The sequence below is a fragment of the Botryobacter ruber genome (genome assembly GCF_003347595.2).
GTDB lineage: Bacteria > Bacteroidota > Bacteroidia > Cytophagales > Hymenobacteraceae > Pontibacter > Pontibacter ruber_A.
The window spans coordinates 62135-85656 of record NZ_QCZK02000030.1 but is presented as its reverse complement, the minus strand read 5'-3'; the positions used below and the strand labels follow the sequence as shown (position 1 = coordinate 85656).

The 23522-nt window shown below is 51.0% G+C and carries 13 protein-coding genes; 11 read left to right on the top strand and 2 right to left on the bottom strand.

Annotation, left to right across the window (positions count from 1 at the left end):
- Nucleotides 1-222: 222 nt before the first annotated feature.
- From DCW36_RS08795 to DCW36_RS08770, 7 genes are all read left to right on the top strand, one after another.
- A complete protein-coding gene (locus DCW36_RS08795; RefSeq protein WP_114782945.1) occupies nucleotides 223-1362 on the top strand; it encodes a sialidase family protein in 1140 nt (379 codons plus the stop codon).
- A gap of 23 nt (nucleotides 1363-1385) precedes the next feature.
- Nucleotides 1386-2360: a sugar phosphate isomerase/epimerase family protein gene (locus tag DCW36_RS08790; RefSeq protein WP_240676104.1), complete on the top strand. Its 975-nt coding sequence runs from the start codon at nucleotides 1386-1388 to the stop codon at nucleotides 2358-2360.
- 80 nt (nucleotides 2361-2440) lie between these two features.
- Nucleotides 2441-4645, top strand: coding sequence for an alpha-L-rhamnosidase-related protein (locus tag DCW36_RS08785; RefSeq protein WP_240676103.1), 2205 nt, complete (start codon nucleotides 2441-2443; stop codon nucleotides 4643-4645).
- Between the two features lie 20 nt (nucleotides 4646-4665).
- Nucleotides 4666-5739, top strand: coding sequence for a mandelate racemase/muconate lactonizing enzyme family protein (locus tag DCW36_RS08780; protein WP_114782943.1), 1074 nt, complete (start codon nucleotides 4666-4668; stop codon nucleotides 5737-5739).
- A 271-nt stretch (nucleotides 5740-6010) separates the two neighbouring features.
- Complete coding sequence (locus DCW36_RS22545) at nucleotides 6011-6166, top strand: hypothetical protein (RefSeq protein WP_164891080.1); 156 nt, start codon at nucleotides 6011-6013, stop codon at nucleotides 6164-6166.
- A 23-nt stretch (nucleotides 6167-6189) separates the two neighbouring features.
- Nucleotides 6190-6954 carry an SDR family NAD(P)-dependent oxidoreductase gene (locus tag DCW36_RS08775; protein WP_114782942.1) on the top strand — a complete coding sequence of 255 codons (765 nt, stop codon included), beginning with the start codon at nucleotides 6190-6192 and terminating at the stop codon, nucleotides 6952-6954.
- Between the two features lie 412 nt (nucleotides 6955-7366).
- The gene (locus DCW36_RS08770; RefSeq protein ID WP_114782941.1) at nucleotides 7367-10705 is read left to right on the top strand and encodes a glycoside hydrolase family 2 TIM barrel-domain containing protein; all 3339 of its coding nucleotides are present in this window, start codon (nucleotides 7367-7369) and stop codon (nucleotides 10703-10705) included.
- A gap of 206 nt (nucleotides 10706-10911) precedes the next feature.
- Here the strand turns inward: DCW36_RS08770 and DCW36_RS22540 are convergent, their stop codons facing one another.
- On the bottom strand, nucleotides 10912-11070 hold the full coding sequence (locus DCW36_RS22540) for a hypothetical protein (RefSeq protein ID WP_164891079.1): 159 nt from the start codon (nucleotides 11068-11070) through the stop codon (nucleotides 10912-10914).
- A gap of 454 nt (nucleotides 11071-11524) precedes the next feature.
- Between DCW36_RS22540 and DCW36_RS08765 the strand changes: the two genes are divergently transcribed.
- The 3 genes from DCW36_RS08765 (at nucleotide 11525) to DCW36_RS08755 (ending at nucleotide 18413) form a co-directional block, all read left to right on the top strand.
- Complete coding sequence (locus DCW36_RS08765; RefSeq protein WP_114782940.1) at nucleotides 11525-14326, top strand: family 78 glycoside hydrolase catalytic domain; 2802 nt, start codon at nucleotides 11525-11527, stop codon at nucleotides 14324-14326.
- Nucleotides 14327-14527: 201 nt separating this feature from the next.
- Entirely contained in the window at nucleotides 14528-15670 is a 1143-nt protein-coding gene (locus DCW36_RS08760; RefSeq protein WP_114782939.1) for a glycoside hydrolase family protein, read from the top strand.
- A gap of 346 nt (nucleotides 15671-16016) precedes the next feature.
- Nucleotides 16017-18413 carry a glycoside hydrolase family 2 TIM barrel-domain containing protein gene (locus DCW36_RS08755; RefSeq protein WP_114782938.1) on the top strand — a complete coding sequence of 799 codons (2397 nt, stop codon included), beginning with the start codon at nucleotides 16017-16019 and terminating at the stop codon, nucleotides 18411-18413.
- Nucleotides 18414-18577: 164 nt separating this feature from the next.
- On the opposite strand, the gene DCW36_RS08750 is transcribed toward DCW36_RS08755, so the two are convergent.
- On the bottom strand, nucleotides 18578-19348 hold the full coding sequence (locus tag DCW36_RS08750; protein WP_114782937.1) for an IclR family transcriptional regulator: 771 nt from the start codon (nucleotides 19346-19348) through the stop codon (nucleotides 18578-18580).
- An 885-nt stretch (nucleotides 19349-20233) separates the two neighbouring features.
- Here DCW36_RS08750 and DCW36_RS08745 point away from each other — a divergent pair.
- Nucleotides 20234-23512 carry a SusC/RagA family TonB-linked outer membrane protein gene (locus DCW36_RS08745; RefSeq protein WP_164891078.1) on the top strand — a complete coding sequence of 1093 codons (3279 nt, stop codon included), beginning with the start codon at nucleotides 20234-20236 and terminating at the stop codon, nucleotides 23510-23512.
- Nucleotides 23513-23522 lie beyond the last annotated feature (10 nt).

Sequence of the window (23522 nt, the reverse complement as noted above, 5' to 3'; positions counted from 1 at the left end):
GATATTATCAGAGATATTGTAATTCTTTGCAAAGGAAATCCTAAACTACTCGACCAGCTTATTCTTTCTGGCTAAGGTTTCGGACAACAATGTTTTAAAAACCTACCGGGTTTTGGAGGTGCAGAGGCAATGGTGGCAGGTGCAGTAAATAAAAATGACCTCGCTTAAGCGCACCTGTTGCGAACATCCGATTTGAAGAGAATAAAAACTATAGCATTCAACATGAAAAAAATTTTGGTAGCAGTGGCTCTCCTGTTTTGTGGGAGCATCGGCTATACGCAGGCCCAGGAAACGGACCTAACGCAGAAGTGGAAGAAAGGCATTCTGGTAGAGGAATTCCTGTACGACAAAGCACCGTTTCCATCTTGCCACTCCGCCACCATCGCCGAGACGCCTACCGGACTGGTCGCATCCTTTTTCGGGGGTACAAAAGAGCGGCATCCGGATGTAGGCATCTGGGTGTGCCGCCAGGAAAACAACAAATGGACAGCCCCGGTAGAGGTAGCCAATGGCAACCAGGAAGACGGCAGCCGCCTGCCCACGTGGAACCCCGTGCTGTACCAGGTACCGAATGGCGGCGATTTATTGCTGTTCTACAAAATCGGACCAAGCCCTTCTACCTGGCAGGGCTGGATGAAAAGCTCTAAAGACGGCGGTAAAACCTGGTCAGCTGCCAAAATGCTGCCCGAAGGCTATGTGGGTCCGGTGAAAAACAAGCCGGAGCTGATTAACGGAGAGCTGTTCTGCGCCTCCAGTACCGAAGGCGACGGCTGGAAAGTGCATTTCGAGGTAACACCTGATTTCGGGAAAACCTGGTATAAAATCGGTCCGCTGGACAAAGGTTCAGAAGATTTAAACGCGATTCAGCCAAGCATCCTTAAGCACGGCAACGGCAAACTGCAGATTATTGCCCGCAGCAAGCACAGAGCTTTGGTAGAATCGTGGTCTACCGACAACGGCCGCACCTGGTCGCCTTTAAAGAAAACAGGTTTACCAAACAACAACTCCGGAACCGACGCCGTGACGATGGCGAACGGTAAACATGTGCTGGTGTACAACCATGTACTACCTCCGGGCGACTTAGCCAAAGGTCCACGCACTCCCCTTAATGTAGCCGTTTCGGAAGATGGTAAGAAGTGGAAGGCGGCGCTGGTGCTGGAGAATTCTCCTATCAGCCAGTACTCTTATCCTGCTGTTATCCAGACCTCAGATGGACTGCTGCACTTCATTTATACCTGGCGCCGGCAGCGCATCAAGCATGTCGTGGTAGACCCATCCAAAATGAAGACAAAGAAAATCAAGAATGGCGAGTGGCCAGGCGGCAACCCGGTAGCGGGCGAAGTGCAGGACCAGGAAAGCTAATTCACCACGTTTAAAAAGAGACGATGTACGATAAGAAAAAAGACATGACAGGTAAGGCAATGGAGGCAGCTGCAAAGAGCGAAATTTCAGGTTTCAGTCGCCGTTCTTTCCTCGGAAACGCTGCTACCCTGGCGGCAGGTTTACTTGTTGCACCTAATCTTATTTCCTGCGCTTCTTCTTCTAAAGTTGCGGCTGCCGATGGAGAACGCTACAAGATTGCCGTTGTGGACCTGATGATTCTGAAGCGGCAAAAGCTAAGCGCCTTCGACCTGGCAAAAGAAATCGGAGCCGACGGCCTGGAAGTAGACATGGGTGGCTTAGGCAACCGCGACACCTTCGACAGCAAACTGGCAGATCCGGAGCAGCGGAAGCAGTTCCTGGACAAGGCACAGGAACTGGGGCTGGAAATTTGCTCACTTTCCATGTCAGGTTTTTATGCCCAGTCGTTTGCCGAGCGGCCCACCTACAAGCAAATGGTAGGCGACTGCATCGAGCAGATGAAGCAGATGAACGTGAAAGTAGGTTTCCTGCCGCTGGGCGTCAAAGGCGACCTGATACAGTACCCGCACCTGCGCCCCGCCATCGTGGAGCGCCTGAAGGTCGTAGGCAAAATGGCTGAAGAAGCAGGCGTGGTGATAGGCATCGAAACAGCCCTGGATGCAGCAGGCGATAAGCAGCTGCTGAAAGATGTTGGTTCTCCGGGAATAAAAATATATTTTAACTTTTCGAACCCGCTGAAAGCCGGGCGCGACCTGCACGAAGAGCTTCGCATTTTGGGCAAAGACCGCATCTGCATGATTCACGCCACCGACGAAGATGGCGTATGGCTGCAGCACAACACCCGCCTCGACATGCCGAAGGTAAAGCAGACGCTGGACAAGATGGGCTGGCGCGGCTGGCTCGTTATCGAACGTTCGCGCGATGCCAACAACCCACGCGATGTAAAAGGTAATTTCGGTGCCAATACCAGGTATTTGAAGTCAGTTTTTCAGTCGTAGTCTTAAATTGATTATTTTGCTGGTGCGAGCTTGTAGCTCGTACCTTTTCATTATAACCTAACGCACGCTATTCAACTCTTATGAACCTATCAGCTACCATGATTACAAGAGTAGTACTTATGATGTGTTTGTTCCTGACTGCCTTTTCGATGCAACCTGTTCAGGCACAGCAACAGCAACAAAAGCAGCAGGCCACCTGGATTTGGTATCCCGGCGATTACGAAATCTGGCTGGCCAACCAGATGCAGAACAGGCGCACCGAGCGCGGCACCTTTTTCCCGCCGTTCTGGCGCATGGACAACCACTATGTGCTGGTAGATTTTCATAAAGTATTCGACCTGAAGCAGCCCGAAGAAGTGGAAATATTCACGGAAGGGCAGTATAATGTGAAAATTGACAGCAAGATGATAAACGGCACGCCAAAAAAGGTGACCATTCCTGCCGGTAAGCATAAGCTGAACATCAAGATTTACAACCAGGCCCATGTGCCGGCCCTGTATGTGAAAGGCAATACCATCGTTTCCGACTCTTCCTGGAAAGTTACCTACGAGGACAAAGAATGGATAGACGCCTCCGGCATGGTATCAGACCAGTCGGGCACAGAGTGGCTGCAGGCTGGCTTCTGGAACTTCACCAATCCGCAGATACCGCCATCCCAGTTCAGGTTGCCAACCAAACCGATGCAGGCTGCTAAAATCGACCGTAAGCCACAATCGCTGGTGGTGGATTTCGGAAAAGAGACATTTGGCTTTGTAAAGCTGCACGGACTGAAAGGAACAGGCAAAGTATCGCTTTACTATGGAGAGTCGCTGGAAGAGGCGATGTCGCCGGAAACAACCGAAACGCTGGACCACTTGGATATTAACCAGCCGCAGGCAAAGGACCTGGTGCTGGAGGGTTCCCGCGCGTTCCGCTACGTGAACATCCAGTACGAGCCAGGCATCACCATTGCCGATGTGTCGATGCTGTACGAGTACCTGCCGGTGGCCGAGCGGGGTACGTTCCGTTGCAACGATGAGCAGATGAATAAAATCTGGGACGTGTCGGCCTACACCATGGAGCTGACCACCCGCGAGTTTTTTATCGACGGCATCAAGCGCGACCGCTGGATTTGGTCAGGCGATGCCTACCAGAGCTACCTGATGAACTACTACCTGGCCTTCGACTCGCCTTCGGTAACCCGCACGCTGCTGGCGCTTCGTGGCAAAGACCCGGTAACGAGCCACATCAACACCATCATGGACTACACCTTCTACTGGTTCATGGGCATCTACGACTACTACCTGTACACAGGCGATAAGACCTTTATCCAGCAGTTCTACCCACGCATGCAGTCGCTGATAGAGTTCAGCCTGGACCGCCGCAACAAAGACGGCCTGATGGAAGGTCTGGCCGGTGACTGGGTGTTTATCGACTGGGCCGATGGCTTGAGCAAGCAGGGCGAGGTAAGCTTCGAGCAGCTGCTTCTGGCCCGAAGCCTCGAAACCATGGCGCTGAGTGCCGAGATTGCCGGTGACCAGCAGGGAGCAGCCCGCTACAATAAACTGGCTGCCGAGATGAAGAAAAAACTGTTCGACATCTACTGGAGCGATGAGAAGCAGGCATTGGTGCACAGCCGGGTTGAAGGCAAGCAGACGGACAATGTTACCCGCTACTCCAACATGTTTGCCATCTTCTTCGACTACTTCACCGAAAAGCAGAAGCAGGCGGTAAAACAAAACGTGTTGCTCAACGATAAGGTGCAAAAAATTACCACGCCGTACATGCGTTTCTATGAGCTGGAGGCACTTTGCGCCATGGGTGAGCAGGACTACGTGCTGAAGGAAATGAAAGATTACTGGGGCGGCATGCTCGATTTGGGAGCGACATCTTTCTGGGAAAAGTATGACCCGAACGAAAAAGGAGCAGAGCACTATGCCATGTATGGCCGTGAGTTTGGCAAGAGCCTGAGCCACGCCTGGGGCGCCAGCCCGATTTACCTGTTGGGCAAATATTACCTGGGCGTGAAGCCGCTGAGTGCAGGTTACAATACCTATGAGGTAGTGCCGGTACTGGGCGGGCTGAAGTGGATGGAAGGCACCGTGCCAACACCAAACGGAGATATTAAAGTGTACTGCAGCACAAACCAGATAAAAGTGAAAGCAGACGAGGGCACCGGTACCCTGCGTTTCAAGAGCAAATCGAAACCAAAAGTGAAAGGCGCTAAAATTATTTCGAAAGGAAACAACGAGTACGAAATGACGATTGAGAAGGGTAAGGAGTACGTGGTTTCCTATAAGAGCTAAGGCAGTAACAGAAAAGAACTATGCATACCATCAAAAGCTTCTCTATTTATTCAGCCAAAGCGAAGCTGGAAAAGCCAATTGCCGACGCCACGCATACCTTAACTGAAATCTCGTTTATCGTGCTGCGCCTCCAGCTGGAGAGCGGTGTGGTGGGGGAGTCTTACCTGCTCAGTTTCCAGTACAGTCCTGCCGCTATAGCGGGCGCCCTGAAAGATGTAGGGGAGCAGGTATGCGGAGAGCAGGTGTACGATACGGTGAAGGTATTTGAAAAAATAAACGCCGCCAACGAGTACTTCGGGCTGGAAGGCATCAACCGGTGGGCGCAGGCCGCCTACAACATTGCCATGTGGGACGCCTGGTGCAAAACCCTCGGGCAGCCGGTCTGGAAGGTGCTGGGCGCATCGCGCACCAAAGTGCCCATTTACGGAAGCGGCGGCTGGATTTCCTATTCAGTAGAAGAACTGATTGCCGAAGTAAGCAACTACAAAAGCAGGGGCTTTCAGGCAGTCAAAATAAAAGTAGGCAAACCCGACTGGAAAGAAGACCTGGAGCGCCTGCGCCTGGTGCGGGAAGCCGTCGGGAACGATATCAACATCATGATGGACGCCAACCAGGGTATGCAGGTACCGGCAGCGCTTGCGCTGGCGCGGGCAGCCCGGGAACTGAACATCCACTGGTTTGAAGAACCCATCGACCATTCGGATTTCCAGGGCTACCAGCTGCTGCGGAACCAGGCCGGTATTTCACTGGCAATGGGAGAGCGTGAGTATTCCACGGTGCCGCTACGCGAGCTGCTGGTACGAAACGCCATCGACATCTGGCAACCGGACATCCTGCGTTTAGGTGGGGTAGAAGCCTGGCGCAACAGTGCCGCCCTGGCCGGAAGCTTTAACATCCCGGTGCTGCCGCACTACTACAAAGATTACGACATCCCGCTGCTCTGCACCATCCCGAATGGCGCCGGAGCCGAGTCCTTCGACTGGATAGACCCGCTGATAGACCACCCGCTGCAGATAGTAGACGGCTTCGCCACCCCGCACGACCGTCCGGGCTGGGGTTTCGGGTTTAAGGATAGCGGTTTGACGGAGATATAAAAATAGCAAAGTAAATCGTTTGTGCTGGTGCGAGCTTGTAGCTCGTACCTTCGTTACACAGACGATTTGACTAGGCTTGGAATCAAGTACTTCCGGGTGGTATGTAAGTACGAGCTACAAGCTCGCACCAGCGAAGGGAAAAAATTGTCTGCAGCTGCGACCATTGCCTTTGCTCCTAAGAAAGCAAAGAACTGCTTCAAGTTTTCAACTTGGAGCTATCATTCCAGCAAGTTTTCAACTTGCGAGGGTATGAAATCAGGTAGGTTCAGCCATGAAAGCTGAAAGCTTTCAATATAAAAAGCTCCAAGTTGAAAACTTGAAGCAGGAATTTTTCCCCTACAAGATTAGCTTCAAAGCCGCAGGTCCCGGACTTGATTGGGAGGGGACAAAAACTCTGCGCATGATGCGGGTAGTTCCGATTTGGTAAAAACGGTAGCCTAAATTTCAGAAATGGATAAAATAAAAGAGCTTTTCTCACTAGAAGGGCTGCGTGTGATAGTAACAGGCGCTTCCAGTGGCCTCGGGCTGCACCAGGCCATTATGCTGGCACAGTGTGGCGCGAAGGTATTTGCCTTGAGCCGTTCCGGAGAGGTGAAGGTAGACTATAAAGGCGAAGTGCCTGACAGCATCGTGTTTGCTAAACTGGATGTGGCTGACGAAGCAGACATACAGCGGGTATTCACTCAGATAGGCGAAGAAGGAGGCATTGATGTGTTGGTAAACAACGCCGGCATCACGAAACGCAAACGCGCCGAAGAACTGACAACGCAGGAGTGGGAAGAGATACAGGAAGTGAATGTGACAGGCCTTTTCAACTGCTGCAAGCATGCTTTCCCTTACCTGAAAAAGTCGGCGCATATCGGGCGGATTATCAACATCGGTTCGATGGCCTCGCACCTGGGCTTTTCGGAAGTGGTACCCTACAGCGCCAGCAAAGCCGCCGTGCAGGGCATTACACGCGGACTGGCCGTGGAGTGGAGCCAGGAGAACATCCTGGTAAATACCGTGTCGCCAGGCTGGTTTCCTTCCGAAATGAGTACCCAGGTAATGGACGCAGACCGGAAAGCAAAAATTCTGAACCGGATGCCTTTGCACCGTTTCGGGCACCCGAATGAGCTGGCATCCATAATTTGCTTCCTGGCCTCGCCTGCCGCCTCTTACATCACCGGGCAGGATTTTTGTGTGGATGGTGGTGCGATGGCGTTTGGGTATTAGTGTGATAGGGGGGCTGCGGGAAAAAGTATTTGGTTTGGGCCGTGGAGCATGATAGTTAGGTGAGAGCGTGGTGGGGCACCCGCAAGGGGTGCCCGTACGGGGGCGATTTTATGCAATCGAATTGAAAAGGGATTCTGATAAAATATAAAACCGAAGCGCTGCTGCCTATGCAGAATTTGAGCCGAGCACAGTAGGGGCACCCCTTGCGGGTGCCCTGCTGCAAGTTGGCAGCAACATTACCAAGCGCTGAAACGCAACGGAAAAATTTGGATTTAACAAGCCCCTTGATGCCACCAGAATAGCAGTCCTGCAACAGGAAAACCACGTTGAAATAAAGTCAGGGCCCTGCACCACAGAGAATATAAAAAAGTACAAGCTGCAAATCCGCACCAGCGGAAGCAGGAAATATCATATGAAGAAACTAAGCTTATTTAAATTAGCGTCACTAATAGCCGGTGTATTCTTTACACAAGCTGTTCAGGCGCAAACCGTTGACGGGCTACCAGCCGCCATTCCACCCGTTCCGGGAATCTACAATGCGGAGCCCTGGGAAAACCAGCTGGTCACCAGCATCAACCGCGACCCGGCAAGAGCAACAGCTTACTCCTTTGCAACTGTTACAGATGCGCTCACCAACGACCGCAGCAAGACAGCACGCATGAAATCGCTGAACGGGGACTGGGATTTCTTCTTTGCTTTAAAACCAGCCGATGCGCCACAGGACTTCTACAAAGGCCGGGTGAGTGGCTGGAAAAAGATTGAAGTGCCTTCCAACTGGGAAATGAAAGGCTACGACATTCCGATTTACAAGAGTGCCGTGTACCCCTTCCGCCCGATAGACCCGCCACGCGTGCCGAAAGATTATAACGCCGTTGGCTCCTACCAGCGCACCTTTACGGTACCCGCTGACTGGAAAGACATGAACGTAACGCTGCATTTCGGGGGTGTGAGCTCCGGCTTTAAAGTGTGGCTGAACGGCAAGTTCCTGGGCTATGGCGAAGACAGCTGCCTGCCTTCGGAGTTCAACATCACGCCTTACCTGCAGCCGGGCGAGAACATTGTGTCGGTGCAGGTAATCCGGTGGAGCGATGGCGCTTACCTCGAGGACCAGGACCACTGGCGCATGAGCGGCATTCAGCGGGAGGTGCTGCTGCTGGCAGAGCCGAAGCTGCGTATTGCCGATTTCCACTGGCAGGCGAAGCTGGATAAGGACTATAAAGATGCCGTAATCAGCATTCGTCCGCGCCTGGATAACTACACGGGCAAAGAGGTAGAAGGCTATAAAGTAAAGGCGCAGCTCTACAACAAAGCCAACCAGCCGGTGTTCGAAAAGCCGCTGGAAAGAACCGCCGAAGAAATTGTAAACGAAATCTACCCGCGCCTCGACAACGTGAAGTTCGGGCTGCTGGAGACTACGGTAAAGAATCCGCTGAAATGGAGCGACGAAGCGCCGAACCTGTACACGCTCGTGCTCTCGCTGGAGGATGAAAAAGGAAACGTGCTCGAAGCCAAAAGCTGCCGTGTCGGTTTCCGCAGCATCGAGTTCTCCAAAGACAACAGCAAACTGCTCATCAACGGGAAAGAAACGTACCTCTACGGCGTCAACCGCCACGACCATCACCCGACCAGGGGCAAGGCCTTAACCCGCGAAGATATCCTGGAGGATGTGAAGACGATAAAGCAGTTCAACTTCAACACCATTCGCACCAGCCATTACCCAAACGACCCCTACTTCTATGACCTCTGCGACGAGTACGGCATCCTGGTAATGGACGAAGCCAACCACGAAACACACGGCCTGGGCGGCAAACTCAGCAACGACCCTACCTGGACGCATGCGTTCATGGAGCGGACTACCCGCATGGTGATGCGCGACAAAAACCACCCGAGCATCATTATCTGGAGCCTGGGCAACGAAGCCGGCCGCGGACCCAACCACGCTGCTATGGCCGAATGGATTCACGATTTCGACATTACCCGTCCGGTGCACTACGAGCCGGCACAAGGTAATCACCGTGTAGAAGGCTACATCGAACTGGGGGATCCGCGCTACCTCGCTACCAACGACCACTCCCACCGCATCCAGAACCCAACTGACCCGCAGTATGTGGACATGGTGAGCCGTTTCTACCCGGGCGTATTTACGGTAGACCTGCTGGCAAACCAGCCTGGCGACAACCGACCGATAATCTTTGTGGAATACTCCCACTCGATGGGCAACTCCACCGGCAACATCAAGGAGTTCTGGGATGCCTTCCGGAGCACCAAACGCATGATTGGCGGCTGTATCTGGGATTTCAAGGACCAGGGACTCCTGAAGAAGAACGAAAGCGGCGAAGAGTTCTATGCCTATGGCGGTGACTTCGGTGAGAAACTGCACAACGGCAGCTTCTGCCTCAACGGCATTGCCGCGCCCGACGGCAGGCCAAGAGCGGCCATGTACGAGTGCAAGCGCGTTTTCCAGCCAGCAGAGGCTGTGGTGGCAGATGCAGCAAAAGGTTTGATAAGGCTACAGAACCGCCACGCTGTTAAATCGCTGGGCGGCTATGACGTAACGCTGGTGGTGCGCGAAGACGGAAAAGTGGTGGAGACGAAAAAGCTGCCGCGCCTTAACCTGGCCGCCGGAAAAGACACGGTACTGAACATCTCGTCTTACCTGCCGAAGCGCAAAGCCGGTGTGGAGTTGCTTGCCGATATTCATTTCACGCTGGCACATGATGAAATCTGGGCACCAAAAGGGCACGAAATTGCCTCTAACCAGTTCAACCTGACAGGGCTTCCAGAGGTAACAAACAGCCGCAAAATTTCCGGAGCCTTAACGGTAAACGAAACTGACAAAGCCTTTGTGGTGAACGGCAAAGATTTTTCCGTGACCATCGACAAGGCAAACGGTGCCCTGAGCTCCTACCGCTGGAAAAACAAAGAACAGATTTTCAGTCCGCTGCTGCCGAACTTTAACCGTCCGGTAACGCAAAACGACAAGAACGTCTGGAAAAACACGAAGGTGCCGGAGTGGAATAAAGCCGAGCCGAAGTTCCGCAGCGTATCTGCCGACAAAACGCCGTCCGGCCTGGTGCGGGTAAGCAGCCAGTACACCGTCATGGATGAGAAAGCCACGGTGCAGGTGGTATATACCCTGGCAGGTGACGGCGTGGTAAAAGTAGATTATGCGTTTACACCAACTGCTGAACTGCCGAATATGCCGAAAGTGGGCATGCAGTGCGGCATCGCCCGGGAGTACGACCAGGTAAACTGGTACGGCAGAGGCCCCCAGGAGAATTACGTAGACAAGCGCTACGGCTTCGACGCAGCCATTTATTCGCAGCCAATTATGGAGTTCATAGAGCCCTACGTCGTGCCACAGGAAAACGGCAACCGCACCGACGTACGCTGGATGTTCCTGGCTAACAAAAAAGACGAAGGACTGCTGATTGTGGCCGACAGCCTGCTGAGCATGAGCGCCTGGCCCTACACCGAAGACAATATCGACGTCGCCAAACACACCTACGACCTGAAAGATGCCGGTTTCGTAACCGTGAACATCGACCTGGAGCAGATGGGCGTAGGCGGCAACGACTCCTGGTCGGAGGTAGGCCAGCCTATGGAGAAGTACCAGCTAAAAGCCAAACCGTACCAGTACAGCTTCTTCCTGACCCCAGCCAAAGGCAAGGCCGAAAACATGAGCCAGCAGGCGAAGAAGGTAAAGTTTTACGACTCCGCCACGACAGGTAAAAAAGTTGGCTTGAAGTAATAGGTCTTTTTGAAACAGCAAAAACCCCGGCAGTCGTAACGGCAGCTGGGGTTTTTATTTTGAAGTCGTCCGAAAGCTTTGCTGCACCTTCCTCCACAGCCACTGCTCCTGTTTAATTGTTGTTTCGCTATTGCTCTTTCGGACATCTTTTGTCCGAAAGATTTCTGCCGGGGACGTCCACGTCCCCGTGTGTCTTTACCAAAAAATTACCCACGCGGACGCGGACGTCCGCAGCAGAGTGGCTTCCGGACAGAAGATGTCCGGAAGAGCAGGTTTTTACTTTTATACCGCCAGTTTGAGCGCAGCGGTAACTGGTGGTATTTCATGAGGCCAGTTTGTAACTGGCATTTATAATTGTCGTGCATGTACGCCAGTTACAAACTGGCACTAATGTTAACCACCAGTTACCGCTGCGCTCAAACTGGCGGTATAAGTTTTTTCTTTGTGTTTACAGCATTGGGTCCCGACCTGTCCTTCAAACAAACAATCCAAAACAGGCCCCATTCTTGCTACATCTACAACGCTGGGCGAAAAAGGCATTCCAAAAGAAAAGCGTTACTGCACCAGCCTCCATACCCACTGCTCCTGTGCAGTAGGAAGTTTAGCGGGGGATAATTTGTTTATATATAAATAAAATCTTTATATTTGATATTGAAAGCCTTTGCTTGGTGAAATCTGCCTGAACGAGAGCTTCAGGAACCGGAACAGGCACATTCGCTGGTTTTTCATAAATTTGATGACTGGCTACTTGATGCCTCCGTCGCTTTGACTTTTTAACGAATGCTAGTTAAGCCGTTCATTATCTTGTAAATACATACCATGAGCCGATATTTTTTCTTCTTCCTTTTGCTGTTTTGCATTTCCTTTCAGGCCTTTTCGCAGAAAGAAAAAGCGCTGCAGGTGGCAGACCTGGAATGTGAGTACCGGGAAAATCCGTTGGGAGTAGAAGCTGCCGCACCGCGTCTACGGTGGGTACTCAACTCCAAGCAGCGGGGCGTCACGCAGAAGGCTTACCGTATCTTGGTAGCAGACACCCCGGAGGCGCTAAAGAAGAACAAAGGCAATGTGTGGGACAGCAAAAAAGTAACTTCTTCCCAATCTATCCAGGTGCCCTACGGCGGAAAAAAACTGGAGCCGACCAAAACCTACTTCTGGAAAGTGATGGTCTGGGACAACAAAGGCAACATCTCTGGCTGGAGCGAACCTGCCAAATGGCAAATGGGCCTGCCAACGGAGCAGGACTGGAAAGGCGCACGCTGGATTGGCTTCGAAGAGTTGCCCGAATCGCACCGCATTGTACCGGCAGTCGATAATAACCGGCATAACGACAAAGGCCCCGGCAAAAACGTGCTCCCGCTCATACGAAAGGAATTCAACGTGAAGGCGCCGGTAAAGCGGGCGACCATGTTTATCACCGGGCTGGGCCATTTCGAAATGAGCCTGAACGGCAACAAAGTGGGCGACCATTTCCTCGACCCGGGCTGGACCAATTACGACGAGCACGCCCTGTACGTGACGTTTGATGTAACGGAGCAGCTGAAGCAGGGCAATAATGCCGTAGGCGTGATGCTGGGCAACGGCTTCTACCACATCCCCCGCGAGCGCTACCGCAAACTGACGACTTCGTTTGGTTACCCGAAAATGATTTGCCGCCTCGTGCTCGAGTACCAGGACGGGAAAACAGAAAACATCATCAGCGACAACTCCTGGAGAACGGCGCCCGGTCCCATCGTCTTCTCGAGCATCTACGGCGGCGAAGATTACGATGCCACACTGGAACAACCAGGTTGGAACACGCCGGGCTTTAAAGAAAACAACACCTGGAAGCCCGTTATCCTGACCACCGGCCCGAAGAAACTGGAAGCGCAGCTGGCAACGCCGGTGAAAATTCATGAGAACTTTACGCCTGTAAAAATCACGCAGCCAAAGCCAGGGGTGTGGGTATACGACCTGGGGCAGAATGCATCGGGCATCGTGGGAATTTCGGTAAAAGGAAAAAAAGGCGCTAAAGTAAAAATAACCCCAGGCGAACTCTTAGATGCCGAGGGCGACGTGACGCAAAAGCATACCGGCAGTCCCTATTACTACGAGTACACCCTGAAAGGAGAGGGCACCGAAGCCTGGCATCCTCGCTTTACCTACTACGGCTTCCGCTATGTGCGCGTAGAGGGTGGCACTCCGGAAGGCGAGGCAAACCCGCAGAACCTGCCGGTGGTGGCGAGCCTGAAAGGTCTGCACATCCGCAACGCAGCGGAGCGGGTAGGGCAGTTTACTACTTCCAACGACCTATTCAACAAGACGGACCGCCTGATTGACTGGGCTATCCGCAGCAACACAGTGAGCGTGTTCACCGACTGTCCGCACCGCGAGAAACTGGGCTGGCTGGAGCAGGTGCACCTGATGGGCAGCTCCCTCCGTTACAACTACGACATTGCCAGCCTGTGCAGGAAAGTAGCCAAAGACATGCAAATGGCGCAGACGACGGAAGGCCTTATTCCTGAAACATCTCCGGAATACGTAATATTCACCTGGGGCGGCACCATGTTCCGCGACTCACCGGAGTGGGGCAGCAACGGCATCATCATGCCCTGGTACATGTACCAGTGGTACGGCGACAAACAGATTCTTGCCGACAGCTATCCCATGATGCAGCGCTACCTCGACTACCTGGCTAACCAGGCCGAAGGCCACATCCTGTCGCAGGGCCTCGGCGACTGGTACGACCTTGGTCCCGAACGGCCGGGCGTGTCGCAGCTCACGCCGATGGGCGTAACCGGCACCGCCATTTACTACTACGACCTGAACATCATCAGCAAAATAGCCACTATGCTGGGCAAACCGGAAGACGCCAGAAAATATGATAAGCTGGCTGCCGAAGTAAAAGAAGCTTTCAACAAGAAATTCTTCAACAAGGAAACGAAGCAATACGCCACCGGCAGCCAGGCGGCCAATGCCATGGCTGTGTACATGAACCTGGTGGAGCCGCAGTACAAGGATGCCGTGGTGGAGAACCTGATAAAAGATATCCGAAGCCGCAACAACGCCCTGACAGCAGGCGACATCGGTTACCGTTATGTGCTGCGGGTACTGGAAAACGAAAACCGCTCCGACGTCATCTACGACATGAACAGCCGCACCGACGTACCGGGCTACGGTTACCAGCTGGAGCAAGGCGCTACCGCCCTCACCGAATCCTGGGCCGCGCTTCCGACTGTTTCGAACAACCACCTGATGCTGGGCCACCTGATGGAATGGTTCTATAGCGGCTTAGGTGGCATCCGTCCTGCCGAGAACTCAGTAGCCTTCAATGAAATAGACATTCGTCCGGAGCCCGTGGGTAATGTAACTTCCTCCAACGTAAGCTACGACTCGCCCTACGGCACCATCAGCACCGACTGGAATAAGAACGGCGAAACCTTTGAACTGAACGTGGCGATTCCAGCCAACACCACCGCTACCATTCATCTGCCTGCCTCTGAAAAAGCGCAGTTATTCGAAGGCGGCAAACCGGTAGCCGGCAACAAAGACCTGCAGCAACTGGGCCATAAAGAAGGGCGCGCACAACTAAAAGTTGGCTCCGGTACTTATAAGTTTGTGGTGCAGGATAAGAAGGAGCTATAGGAGAGACAAACTTGAATACCGCCAGTTTGAGCGTAGCGGTAACTGGTGGTTAGTTATGACAGCCAGTTTGTAACTGGCGCAGCTAAAGCATCGTGGAATGAACGCCAGTTACAAACTGGCGCTATGAGTAACCACAAGTTGCGCTGGCGCTAAACTTGCGGTATGAAGTGAGATATAATAGCAGAAAAAAATATTACCCAAATGAAAATACAAAGCTTAAGCATCCTCCTGCTTCTCGCGTTACTCAGTACAGTAACGTCCTGTGCACAAACCGCGAAGAAAGTCGTGCCGCAGGAGGTGATGCAGAAAGTGTACGAAGAAGTAAAAACCCCTTACAAGTACGGCCTGGTCCTGACGCCGCCGGACGACTCCAAAAAAATGGACTGCCCAACGGTGTTCCGGAAAGGAAACATGTGGTACATGACCTACATTGTATTCGATGGAAAAGGCTACGAAACCTGGCTGGCTGAAAGTGACGATTTGCTCAACTGGAAGCACAAAGGTAAAATCATGGGCTTTGGCAAAGATTCCACGGAGTGGGATGCCTTTCAGAAGGCGGGCTACAATGCGCTGCAGGAGCATAAGTGGGGTGGCAGCTATAAACTGCAAAAGTACGACGACAAATACTGGATGAGCTACTTCGGCGGCAATTCCACAGGCTACGAGGTGGAGCCTCTTTCGATAGGCATTGCCTATACCGAAAAAGACCCTTCGGTGCCGCATCAGTGGACGCGCCTGCCAAAACCGGTGCTCACACCCTACGACGCGGATGTACGCTGGTGGGAAAACCGGCATAAGCTCTTCAAAAGCAGCGTTATCTGGGATAAAAATAAAACCACCGGCTATCCATTCGTGATGTACTACAACGCCGTGGGCGATTCCCTGGAAAATAATAAACCCACCCGTTGGTACGAGCGCATCGGTATGGCCGTGTCGGATGACATGGTGACCTGGAAGCGCTTCCAGAAAGACCCGGTAGTGCACCACCGGGTAGGTATTACCGGCGATGGTGTTGTGCAGAAGATGGATGATGTGTGGGTGATGTTTTACTTCGGTGCCTTCTGGGAAGACCGGAAAGGTGCTTTCAACCGCTTCGCATGCTCCTATGACCTGATAAACTGGACCGACTGGAATGGCGAGAACCTGATAGAATCATCAGAACCGTATGATGAATTATATGCGCACAAATCGTTCGTCGTGAAACATGATGGCGTGGTATACCACTTCTACAACGCGGTAAACAAAAAAGAGCAACGCGGTATTGCCGTGGCCACTTCGAAAGATTTGGGAAAAAGCAGGCTGCAGTTTAATTCTGGCACAGCTTCTGAAACACGAAATAAATAAAATACTTTGTGTCTGAATCAGGATTTACCGGATTTAAGGATTTGCATGATCAAAGCACACAAAAGTCACGCTGTTTCTGCTGTTCAGGACATCTGTGTCCTGAACTACATCTGCTGCGGACATCTGTGTCCGCATGTAACGGTACGGGGACAAAGATGTCCCCAACAGAAACCTTTCGGACTTGGACGTCTGAAAGAGCAGAATTGATATATCCGGAGAGCCGCAGCAGGAGTGACCTCGCAGTGTGCTAAGCTCCTGCGAGTGTCTGATGCCAGCATCGTAAAATAATCCTGTAAATCCATCAATCTGACGAATCCAAATTCAGACAACACACAACAAATCATACATGAAACAACTACTCTTTGCCTGCTGCTTCCTCATCTCCTTCTGCCTGCAGGCACAACAAAAGGAAACAGAGCGAAAGCAGTTATTTGATGCCGGCTGGCGCTTCCACCGGGGCGATGTGCAGGGGGCAGAGCAGGTAAGCTTTAACGATGCGCAGTGGCGCAAAGTAAACCTGCCGCACGACTGGAGCATCGAAGACATTCCCGGTACCGATTCTCCTTTCGACCCGGAGGCAATCAACGGGGTAAGTATTGGCTTTACAGTGGGTGGCACCGGCTGGTACCGCAAAACCTTTACCGTGCCGGCAGCTGCCAAAGGCAAGCGCCTGGTGGTGCAGTTCGACGGTGTATATATGAACTCCGATGTCTGGCTCAACGGGCAGCATTTGGGCAATTATCCTTATGGCTACAGCGAGTTCTGGTACGATATCACCGACAAAGTAAAACCGGGGCAGCAGAACGTGCTGGCCGTGGAGGTAAAGAACGAAGGCCGCAACAGCCGCTGGTACACTGGTTCCGGCATCTACCGTCACGTGTGGCTCAAGACCCTCGAGCCGGTGCATGTGGCGCAATGGGGCACCTATATTACGACGCCTGAAGTTACCTCAGCTGCTGCTACTGTAAACGCCAGAACAAAAGTTGCCAACAACACAGGCAGAAAAGCGAAAGTACGGCTGGTTACCCGCATCCTCGATGCCAACGGAGCCGAAAAAGCTAAAACAGAAAGCAACGAAACCGTTGCAGCCGGTGCTCCTTATGAATTCAACCAGAATATTAAGGTGGCCTCACCGGAGTTGTGGTCTACCGAGTCGCCCACACAATACACGGCAGTATCAGAAGTATATGTAGGCCGCAAACTAACCGACCGCACCGAAACCAAGTTTGGCATCCGCACCCTTTCGTTCGATGCCAAAACCGGTTTCCAACTCAACGGCAAGCCAATGCTGCTTAAGGGCGGCTGTGTGCACCATGATAACGGACCATTGGGAGCCAAAGCCTACGAGCGTGCCGATGAACGCCGCGTAGAAATCCTGAAAGCCAGCGGCTACAACGCCATCCGCTGCGCCCACAACCCGCCTTCTACCGGCTTCCTCGACGCCTGCGACCGCCTGGGTATGCTCGTGATTGACGAGGCCTTCGATACCTGGAACGAGAAGAAGAACAAAGACGACTACAACGTGTACTTCAACGAGTGGTGGCAGAAGGATGTGGAGATGATGGTGCAGCGCGACCGCAACCACCCGTCTATTATCATGTGGAGCACGGGCAACGAAATCCCGAACCGCCACAAGCCGGAAGTAGCCGCTGTGGGCAAAATGCTGGCCGACCACATCCGCCAGCTCGACCCAACCCGCCCGGTAACGAACGGTGTAAATGGCGTAGGGCCGGATAAAGAAGAATTTATGAAGGTGCTCGATGTGATAGGCTACAACTACGCCCGCGACAAATATGTGTCCGAGCATGAGCGCACGCCAAACCGGGTAGTGTATGCCGCCGAGTCATTTACCATCGAAGCCTTTGATTACTGGATGGATGTGCTGGATTACCCTTGGGTAATCGGCGACTTCGTCTGGACGGCCTACGACCACATTGGCGAGGCCAGCATCGGGTGGCTGGGCTACAAGCAGAACAAAAACTTTTACCCGTGGAACCTGGCTTTCGTAGGCGACATCGACATTTGTGGCTGGAAGCGTCCGCAGTCCTACTACCGCGATGCCCTCTGGAAAAATGGTCAGAATGTATCGGTGTTCGTAAAGCCGCCTACCCCTTCGTTCCCGGAAACCAACCCGAACCCGGAAACCTGGAGCAACTGGAAGTGGCATGATTTGGTAGCCGACTGGAACTGGAAAGGCTACGAAGGCAAGCCGCTCGAAGTAAACGTATTCTCCTCCTGCGACGAAGTAGAGCTGTTCTTCAACGGCAAATCGCTGGGCCGCAAACCCACCACCCGCGACACCCGGTTTACCGCCGTGTGGCAGGTGCCCTACCAGCCGGGCGAGCTGAAAGCAGTTGCCTATGCCAATGGCGAAGAGGCGGTTGCTTCCGTGCTGCAAACGGCAGCAGAGCCAACGCAACTGAAACTCACCGTCGACAGAAACGAAATAAAAGCTGACAACCACGACCTGAGCTACATTACCGTAGAACTGGTAGACGCCAATGGCGTGCGTCATCCGAAGGCAGAGGACCACGTGAAATTCGAAATCGAGGGACCTGGTGTGATTGAAGGCGTAGGCAACGCGAACCCGAAAAGCCTGGAAAGTTTTACCGACCCGCACCGCAAGGCGTGGCAGGGGAGATGCCAGGTTATCATAAAATCAGAAAACAAGCCGGGCACTATTAAGCTGAAAGCAACAGCCGCAGGCATGAAACCCGCAGAAGTTACCATCGTGACAAAGTAGTAGCAGCCCTACAAAATGTAAAAACCCGGCAGGTTCAGAAACCTGCCGGGTTTTTTATAGTGAAAATATTACTGCAGCTGCCACCATAGCCACTGCAGCTGCAAATTATTCTGCTGCTACAGCCACCACAGCCTCTGCACCTGGAAAAGCAGCATCGTTAGCTACTACACAAGGCCAATACGTTTCGTTATCTTTTCAACACACTCCTGCACCATTTTATTTGTTTCCTCCAGCGACAGGTTCTCGTTATATTCCGTTGTCAGGATAGATACGGCCAGGGCAGCTACCACACCGGTTTCGGCGTTTCCGATAGGCATTACAATGTCCGTCACGCCCCGCGACAGGTCGCTGGACTCGACGTGTCTTCCGGCATCCCTTATGTGGTCGAGCTGTTGCAGGAACTTTTGCTGCTGCGGTTTGGTGTAGCTCTTATAAAGGTCAATGGACCTGAGCGTATTTTCCCGCTCCTCATCACTCATATAAGCGAGTAAAACTCTTCCCGAAGCTGTGAGCATCAGCGGGAAAAGGCTTCCTTCCTCCACCGACAGCGCAATCGGACTCGGGCTTTTGGACTGGTGGATTACCATCAGCTGGTTGTGGTAGAGCACGCTCAGGTGGCAGGACTGCTTTAGTTTTCCGGCCAGTTCGTACATTGGGTACTGCGCTGCCGCCCGTATCTCGTCGACAGGCGAGTGGCGGTGCGACAGGTTGTAGAGCTTCAGCGAAAGTTTGTATTTCCCGGAAATCTCTTCGCGGTTTATGTACCCCCGTGCCTCGAGCGACACAAGCATACGGAAGATTTCGTTAGGATTTCTGTTAATGCCAATTGCTATTTCAGTCTGGGAAAGGGGGATAGCCTTCAGGGCCAGGTACTCGATAATGTCAAGTCCCTTCTCCAGCGCCGGTGCCTGGTACTTGACAGCTTTCTCTGTCATGTTGTGTGAGAATTAAGGTAATAATGATATGTACAAATTCCAGGTTCCTGTAACCAGAGGAGGTTAACGAGCCTGTTTCCCGGCTAAGATAGGACAAAAATTCGAGATGCGTCCAGTGCAGTGGTTATATTTTATCTCTTTTCATTACAGGCAGCCGCTGCTGCTGTTAGCAAAGAATGTGTTTGTAATACTGATCCTGGTATAGCCTGTGCTGTTGCTAAAAACAGCTTTCCCATAAAACGACACGCGCAGACCTGCTCCCATTTTGTGCAGGGAGTCATCTTTGCGCTTCTGGATATTTATGAGCAGCAGCTGCGTTGCACCTTCCGGGCCTGGTTGGATATTCCCATAGTTCTGGAATTATTTTTCCGGCCGGTTTGTAGTTTAATTAGCCTTGAAGCTGCCTGATCATATGTAGCTGTTGGAGTTGAAAATTAGATAGGGGTTTTATATAACAAGCTCTCCTCTCCCAATTCCTGATGTAGTCCTGCGATGGGTACTGGTTGTGTAATTTTTTTAGCAAACACAGCAGAGGTTTTGAACCGGGAAAAGAGTTGCTGCCCTGGAAAGATTTGGCAAATATAGGTTGTATTGGCATGTTTCCGTTACGCTTGTTAAATGCCTTAGTTAAAATAATTGCGAATAAAGTTTTTATATATAAAAATTTTATTTATTTTTGAATGTAACTAATGCTTGTTCACGGCTTTACAGCTTAATCGTTTAGCGGCTGATTATCAGAAAGGGCAGGGGTAATCCTCTGTGTGTGAGCAACAAATGTTAGTGAGCGGTTTTGTTTATTGCGTAACCGGGGTTCCTTTATTAAGAGTAATCGCCAACATGGATTGCCTTTTAGTAAAGCTTGAAAGTAAATTATCTAATCTCTATATGAAGCGTTTTCTATTCAATTCAAAATGGCTGGTGGCACTGGGCTTCATGCTGCCGTGTAGCTATGGTTACGCACAACAGTTAGCCGATGCTTCTTCGGTAAAAGTGTACGCAAAAAATCAGGAGAGCCCGATCTTACTGAAAGATAAGAAAGGCGGTCCGTTGCAACAGGCGCCGAAACCTATTACAGTAAAAGGGCAGGTGAAAGACGAGGCAACTGGAGAATCGTTGCCGGGTGTGAATATCCTGGTGAAAGGTACCAGTCAGGGTGCTGTATCGGATGTTGAAGGTAATTATTCCTTGACTGTGCCTAATGAAGATGCAGTTTTAGTGTTTAAGTATATTGGCTACCAGGACCAGGAACAAAAAGTTGGGACGCGCAGCGTAGTCAATGTTTCATTAAAAGCAGGTGCTGCTGCTTTGGAAGAAGTGGTGGTGGTTGGTTACGGCGAGCAGAAACGTGCTAACCTGACAGGTGCTGTGGAAACGTTGCAAGCGAAAGAAATTGAAGACCTGCCGGTGGCGAACCTGTCGGAGGCAATCATTGGTCGTATGGCGGGGGTTCGTGTTGCTACACAAAACTCTGGCAGGCCAGGTGTGCCTACCCCACTTACAATTCGGCGTCCAACAGATAAGGCTCCCAATCCCGATATTGTTACTTATGTGATAGACGGTGTTATTTACGAGGATAATGGTGTTGAACAATTTAACCTGCTCGATGCTTCGGAAGTTGAGAGTATTTCAATTCTTAAAGATGGTGCGGCGGCTGTTTATGGCGCCCGGGCCGGTGGCGGTGTTGTGCTGGTGAAAACCAAAAGAGGCGGTAAAGGAAAGCCAAAGGTTAGTTATAGTACATCACTTGGTGTTGCTCAGGCTACGCAATTTCCTGAAATGCTAAGCGCCAGGGAGCATGCGCTTATGCTTAATGAGATATTAGACCATGAGGGGCGTAAGTATTATGTGCCTGAGGATGTGTTTAACAGATACAAAAATTCCCCCCTAATTAGGTTTAAGTATTTTTCTGAGGATGAAATTGCTGCGATGGATACGCTTGACTATAATTGGCTGGACGGATTATACAAGAATGGAATGACGATGCGTCATACGCTGAATGTGAGTGGAGGAAGCGATAATATCCGGTATTTTGTAGGGGGGGCATATTATTCTGAAACAGGAAATATAGAGCGACTGAAGTATAGTCGTTATTCCCTTAGAACTAACATTGAAGCAGATATAACGAAAGATATTACTTTCACACTTGGAGTAAGTACTAATCGTGGTACTCGTAACGAACCCTACTTTGCTGGTGATCCTACTCTAAAAGGTCTTTATACAAGATTGCTGACAGCTCCAAGATGGGCTCCTCCGGTGGTTGATGGTTTGCCTACAGCTGTAGACGGTGGTTATAATCCCTATGCCTTGCTGGAAGCTGATAGCTATAATAACAGTACCTCCAGTAATACAAATCTTTCAGGTGCATTCGATTACAAAGTTCCATTTATAAAAGGTTTGAAAGCAAGGGCGTTTTTCTCATATAATGATGCAAATACAAGAGGAAAGCGATATGGTCAGGATGTGATTGCTTATGCCCTGAGAAGAGCTGGTGGAGCTAGTCACTTGTATGCTAATGAGTTTGCTTCTAACCCGGAACGTCGTCAGGAAAATGATGAAAGTATGCGGGAGAGTATGGATTATTCAAAATTCTACCAGCTGAATACTTCCCTGACGTACAACCGTACCTTTGGTGCTCATCAGATTGACGCCCTCTTTGTTTACGAACAAAGGGAGGATGAAAACCGAAACTATCACACAACGAAAAAAACTGCAAACATTAAGGGCTATGATCAGTTCTGGGCCTTTAATGATGCAGGCATCGTAACCGGCGGAAATGCCGCCGAAACAGGACGATTATCTTATATCGGCCGCTTGAATTACAATTATAAAGGAAAATACCTGCTGGAAACAGCATTCCGGTACGAAGCTTCGCAGAAGTTTCACCCTGATTTTGCATGGGGAGCTTTTCCAAATGTATCAGCTGGTTGGATCATTACTGAAGAAAATTTCTTCAGGGATAATATTAACTTCATTAATTTCTTGAAAATACGTGCGTCTTATGGCCGTACAGGTACAGAACCTGGAAGAGGGTTTATGTGGAAGCAGAGCTATGGTGCTAATATAACAGGTCCGTTGTTCGGAACAGGTACTACGCCAAACTTAACCGGTGCCATTGACGTGAAAAATGAAGGTATATTTTATCCAACCGTTACCTGGCAGAAGAACGACATGTATAACGTAGGTCTGGATGCCAGAGTGCTTAATAATAAAATTACCGTAGGATTCGACGCTTTCTACCGTAACAGCTTTGATATACTGATGCCTGTTAACAGTGTTAACCCAACAACTTTAGGAGCTCCAAAGCCTCCGCAGCAGAACTATGGTGCTGCTTTTTCTAAAGGTTTTGAATTAAGTCTAGGGCATAACAATAACATAGGAAATGACTTTAGTTACAATGTTGGTGGTAACATTTCCTGGAACTACGGTCGTCCGACCAAAATACCGCAGAACCCAGCCGTAATCGGCCGCTGGGACGATCAGCTTCTGAATGACCCGAGCAACCAGCCTGGTATGATCGCCTTAGGTATTATCAGAACTCAGGAAGACTTGGATCGTGTATTAGGTATGTATTCCACAATCGATGGTGTACCTGTAGAAATGGGTATGATCTATTACAAGGATATCAGAGGAGAAAACTATTCCGAAGGTCCTGACGGCGAAATCAATCAGTGGGATAGAACGATTATCGCAGAAAGAACCAGCCCTGCATATGCTTACGGCTTTACACTTGGAGCTTCATGGAAGAACCTGAGGGCCAGTGCTACTTTTAGCGGTGCATTTGGACATAAAGTATTTATTCAGAAAGACGAGATGGTACTGCCAACCTCGAATACCAATGTGTTCTCGTTCTGGAACGATTACTGGACACCGGATAATCCGAATGCCTCTATGCCAAGACCATTTAATTATGGTATGGCAGATCAGATATCAACTTTCTGGATGCGCGATGGCCATACCTTGAGACTGAACAATATTAACGTATCATACGAATTGCCGAGTAAGCTGACTCAAAGGTGGAAGTTGCCACAGTTTAAGGTATTCTATGCCGGAACAAACATATGGACAGTAATAAACCCTTTCGATCATAAAGATCCGAGTGTGGCAAGGGCATACGAATATCCTATGGTTACAACCTCAAATTTTGGCTTAAACGTAACCTTTTAGTCTTATATTA

Excerpts from the sequence above, each read along its gene's own strand:
- DCW36_RS08795 (WP_114782945.1), top strand. The coding sequence starts at position 223 with ATGAAAAAAATTTTGGTAGCAGTGGCTCTCCTGTTTTGTGGGAGCATC.
- DCW36_RS22540 (WP_164891079.1), bottom strand. The coding sequence starts at position 11,070 with ATGCACGACAATTATAAATGCCAGTTACAAACTGGCCTCATGAAATAC.
- DCW36_RS08760 (WP_114782939.1), top strand. The coding sequence starts at position 14,528 with ATGAAAATACAAAGCTTAAGCATCCTCCTGCTTCTCGCGTTACTCAGT.
- DCW36_RS08775 (WP_114782942.1), top strand. The coding sequence starts at position 6,190 with ATGGATAAAATAAAAGAGCTTTTCTCACTAGAAGGGCTGCGTGTGATA.
- DCW36_RS08770 (WP_114782941.1), top strand. The coding sequence starts at position 7,367 with ATGAAGAAACTAAGCTTATTTAAATTAGCGTCACTAATAGCCGGTGTA.
- DCW36_RS08755 (WP_114782938.1), top strand. The coding sequence starts at position 16,017 with ATGAAACAACTACTCTTTGCCTGCTGCTTCCTCATCTCCTTCTGCCTG.
- DCW36_RS08780 (WP_114782943.1), top strand. The coding sequence starts at position 4,666 with ATGCATACCATCAAAAGCTTCTCTATTTATTCAGCCAAAGCGAAGCTG.
- DCW36_RS22545 (WP_164891080.1), top strand. The coding sequence starts at position 6,011 with ATGAAAGCTGAAAGCTTTCAATATAAAAAGCTCCAAGTTGAAAACTTG.
- DCW36_RS08745 (WP_164891078.1), top strand. The coding sequence starts at position 20,234 with ATGAAGCGTTTTCTATTCAATTCAAAATGGCTGGTGGCACTGGGCTTC.
- DCW36_RS08785 (WP_240676103.1), top strand. The coding sequence starts at position 2,441 with ATGAACCTATCAGCTACCATGATTACAAGAGTAGTACTTATGATGTGT.
- DCW36_RS08750 (WP_114782937.1), bottom strand. The coding sequence starts at position 19,348 with ATGACAGAGAAAGCTGTCAAGTACCAGGCACCGGCGCTGGAGAAGGGA.
- DCW36_RS08790 (WP_240676104.1), top strand. The coding sequence starts at position 1,386 with ATGTACGATAAGAAAAAAGACATGACAGGTAAGGCAATGGAGGCAGCT.
- DCW36_RS08765 (WP_114782940.1), top strand. The coding sequence starts at position 11,525 with ATGAGCCGATATTTTTTCTTCTTCCTTTTGCTGTTTTGCATTTCCTTT.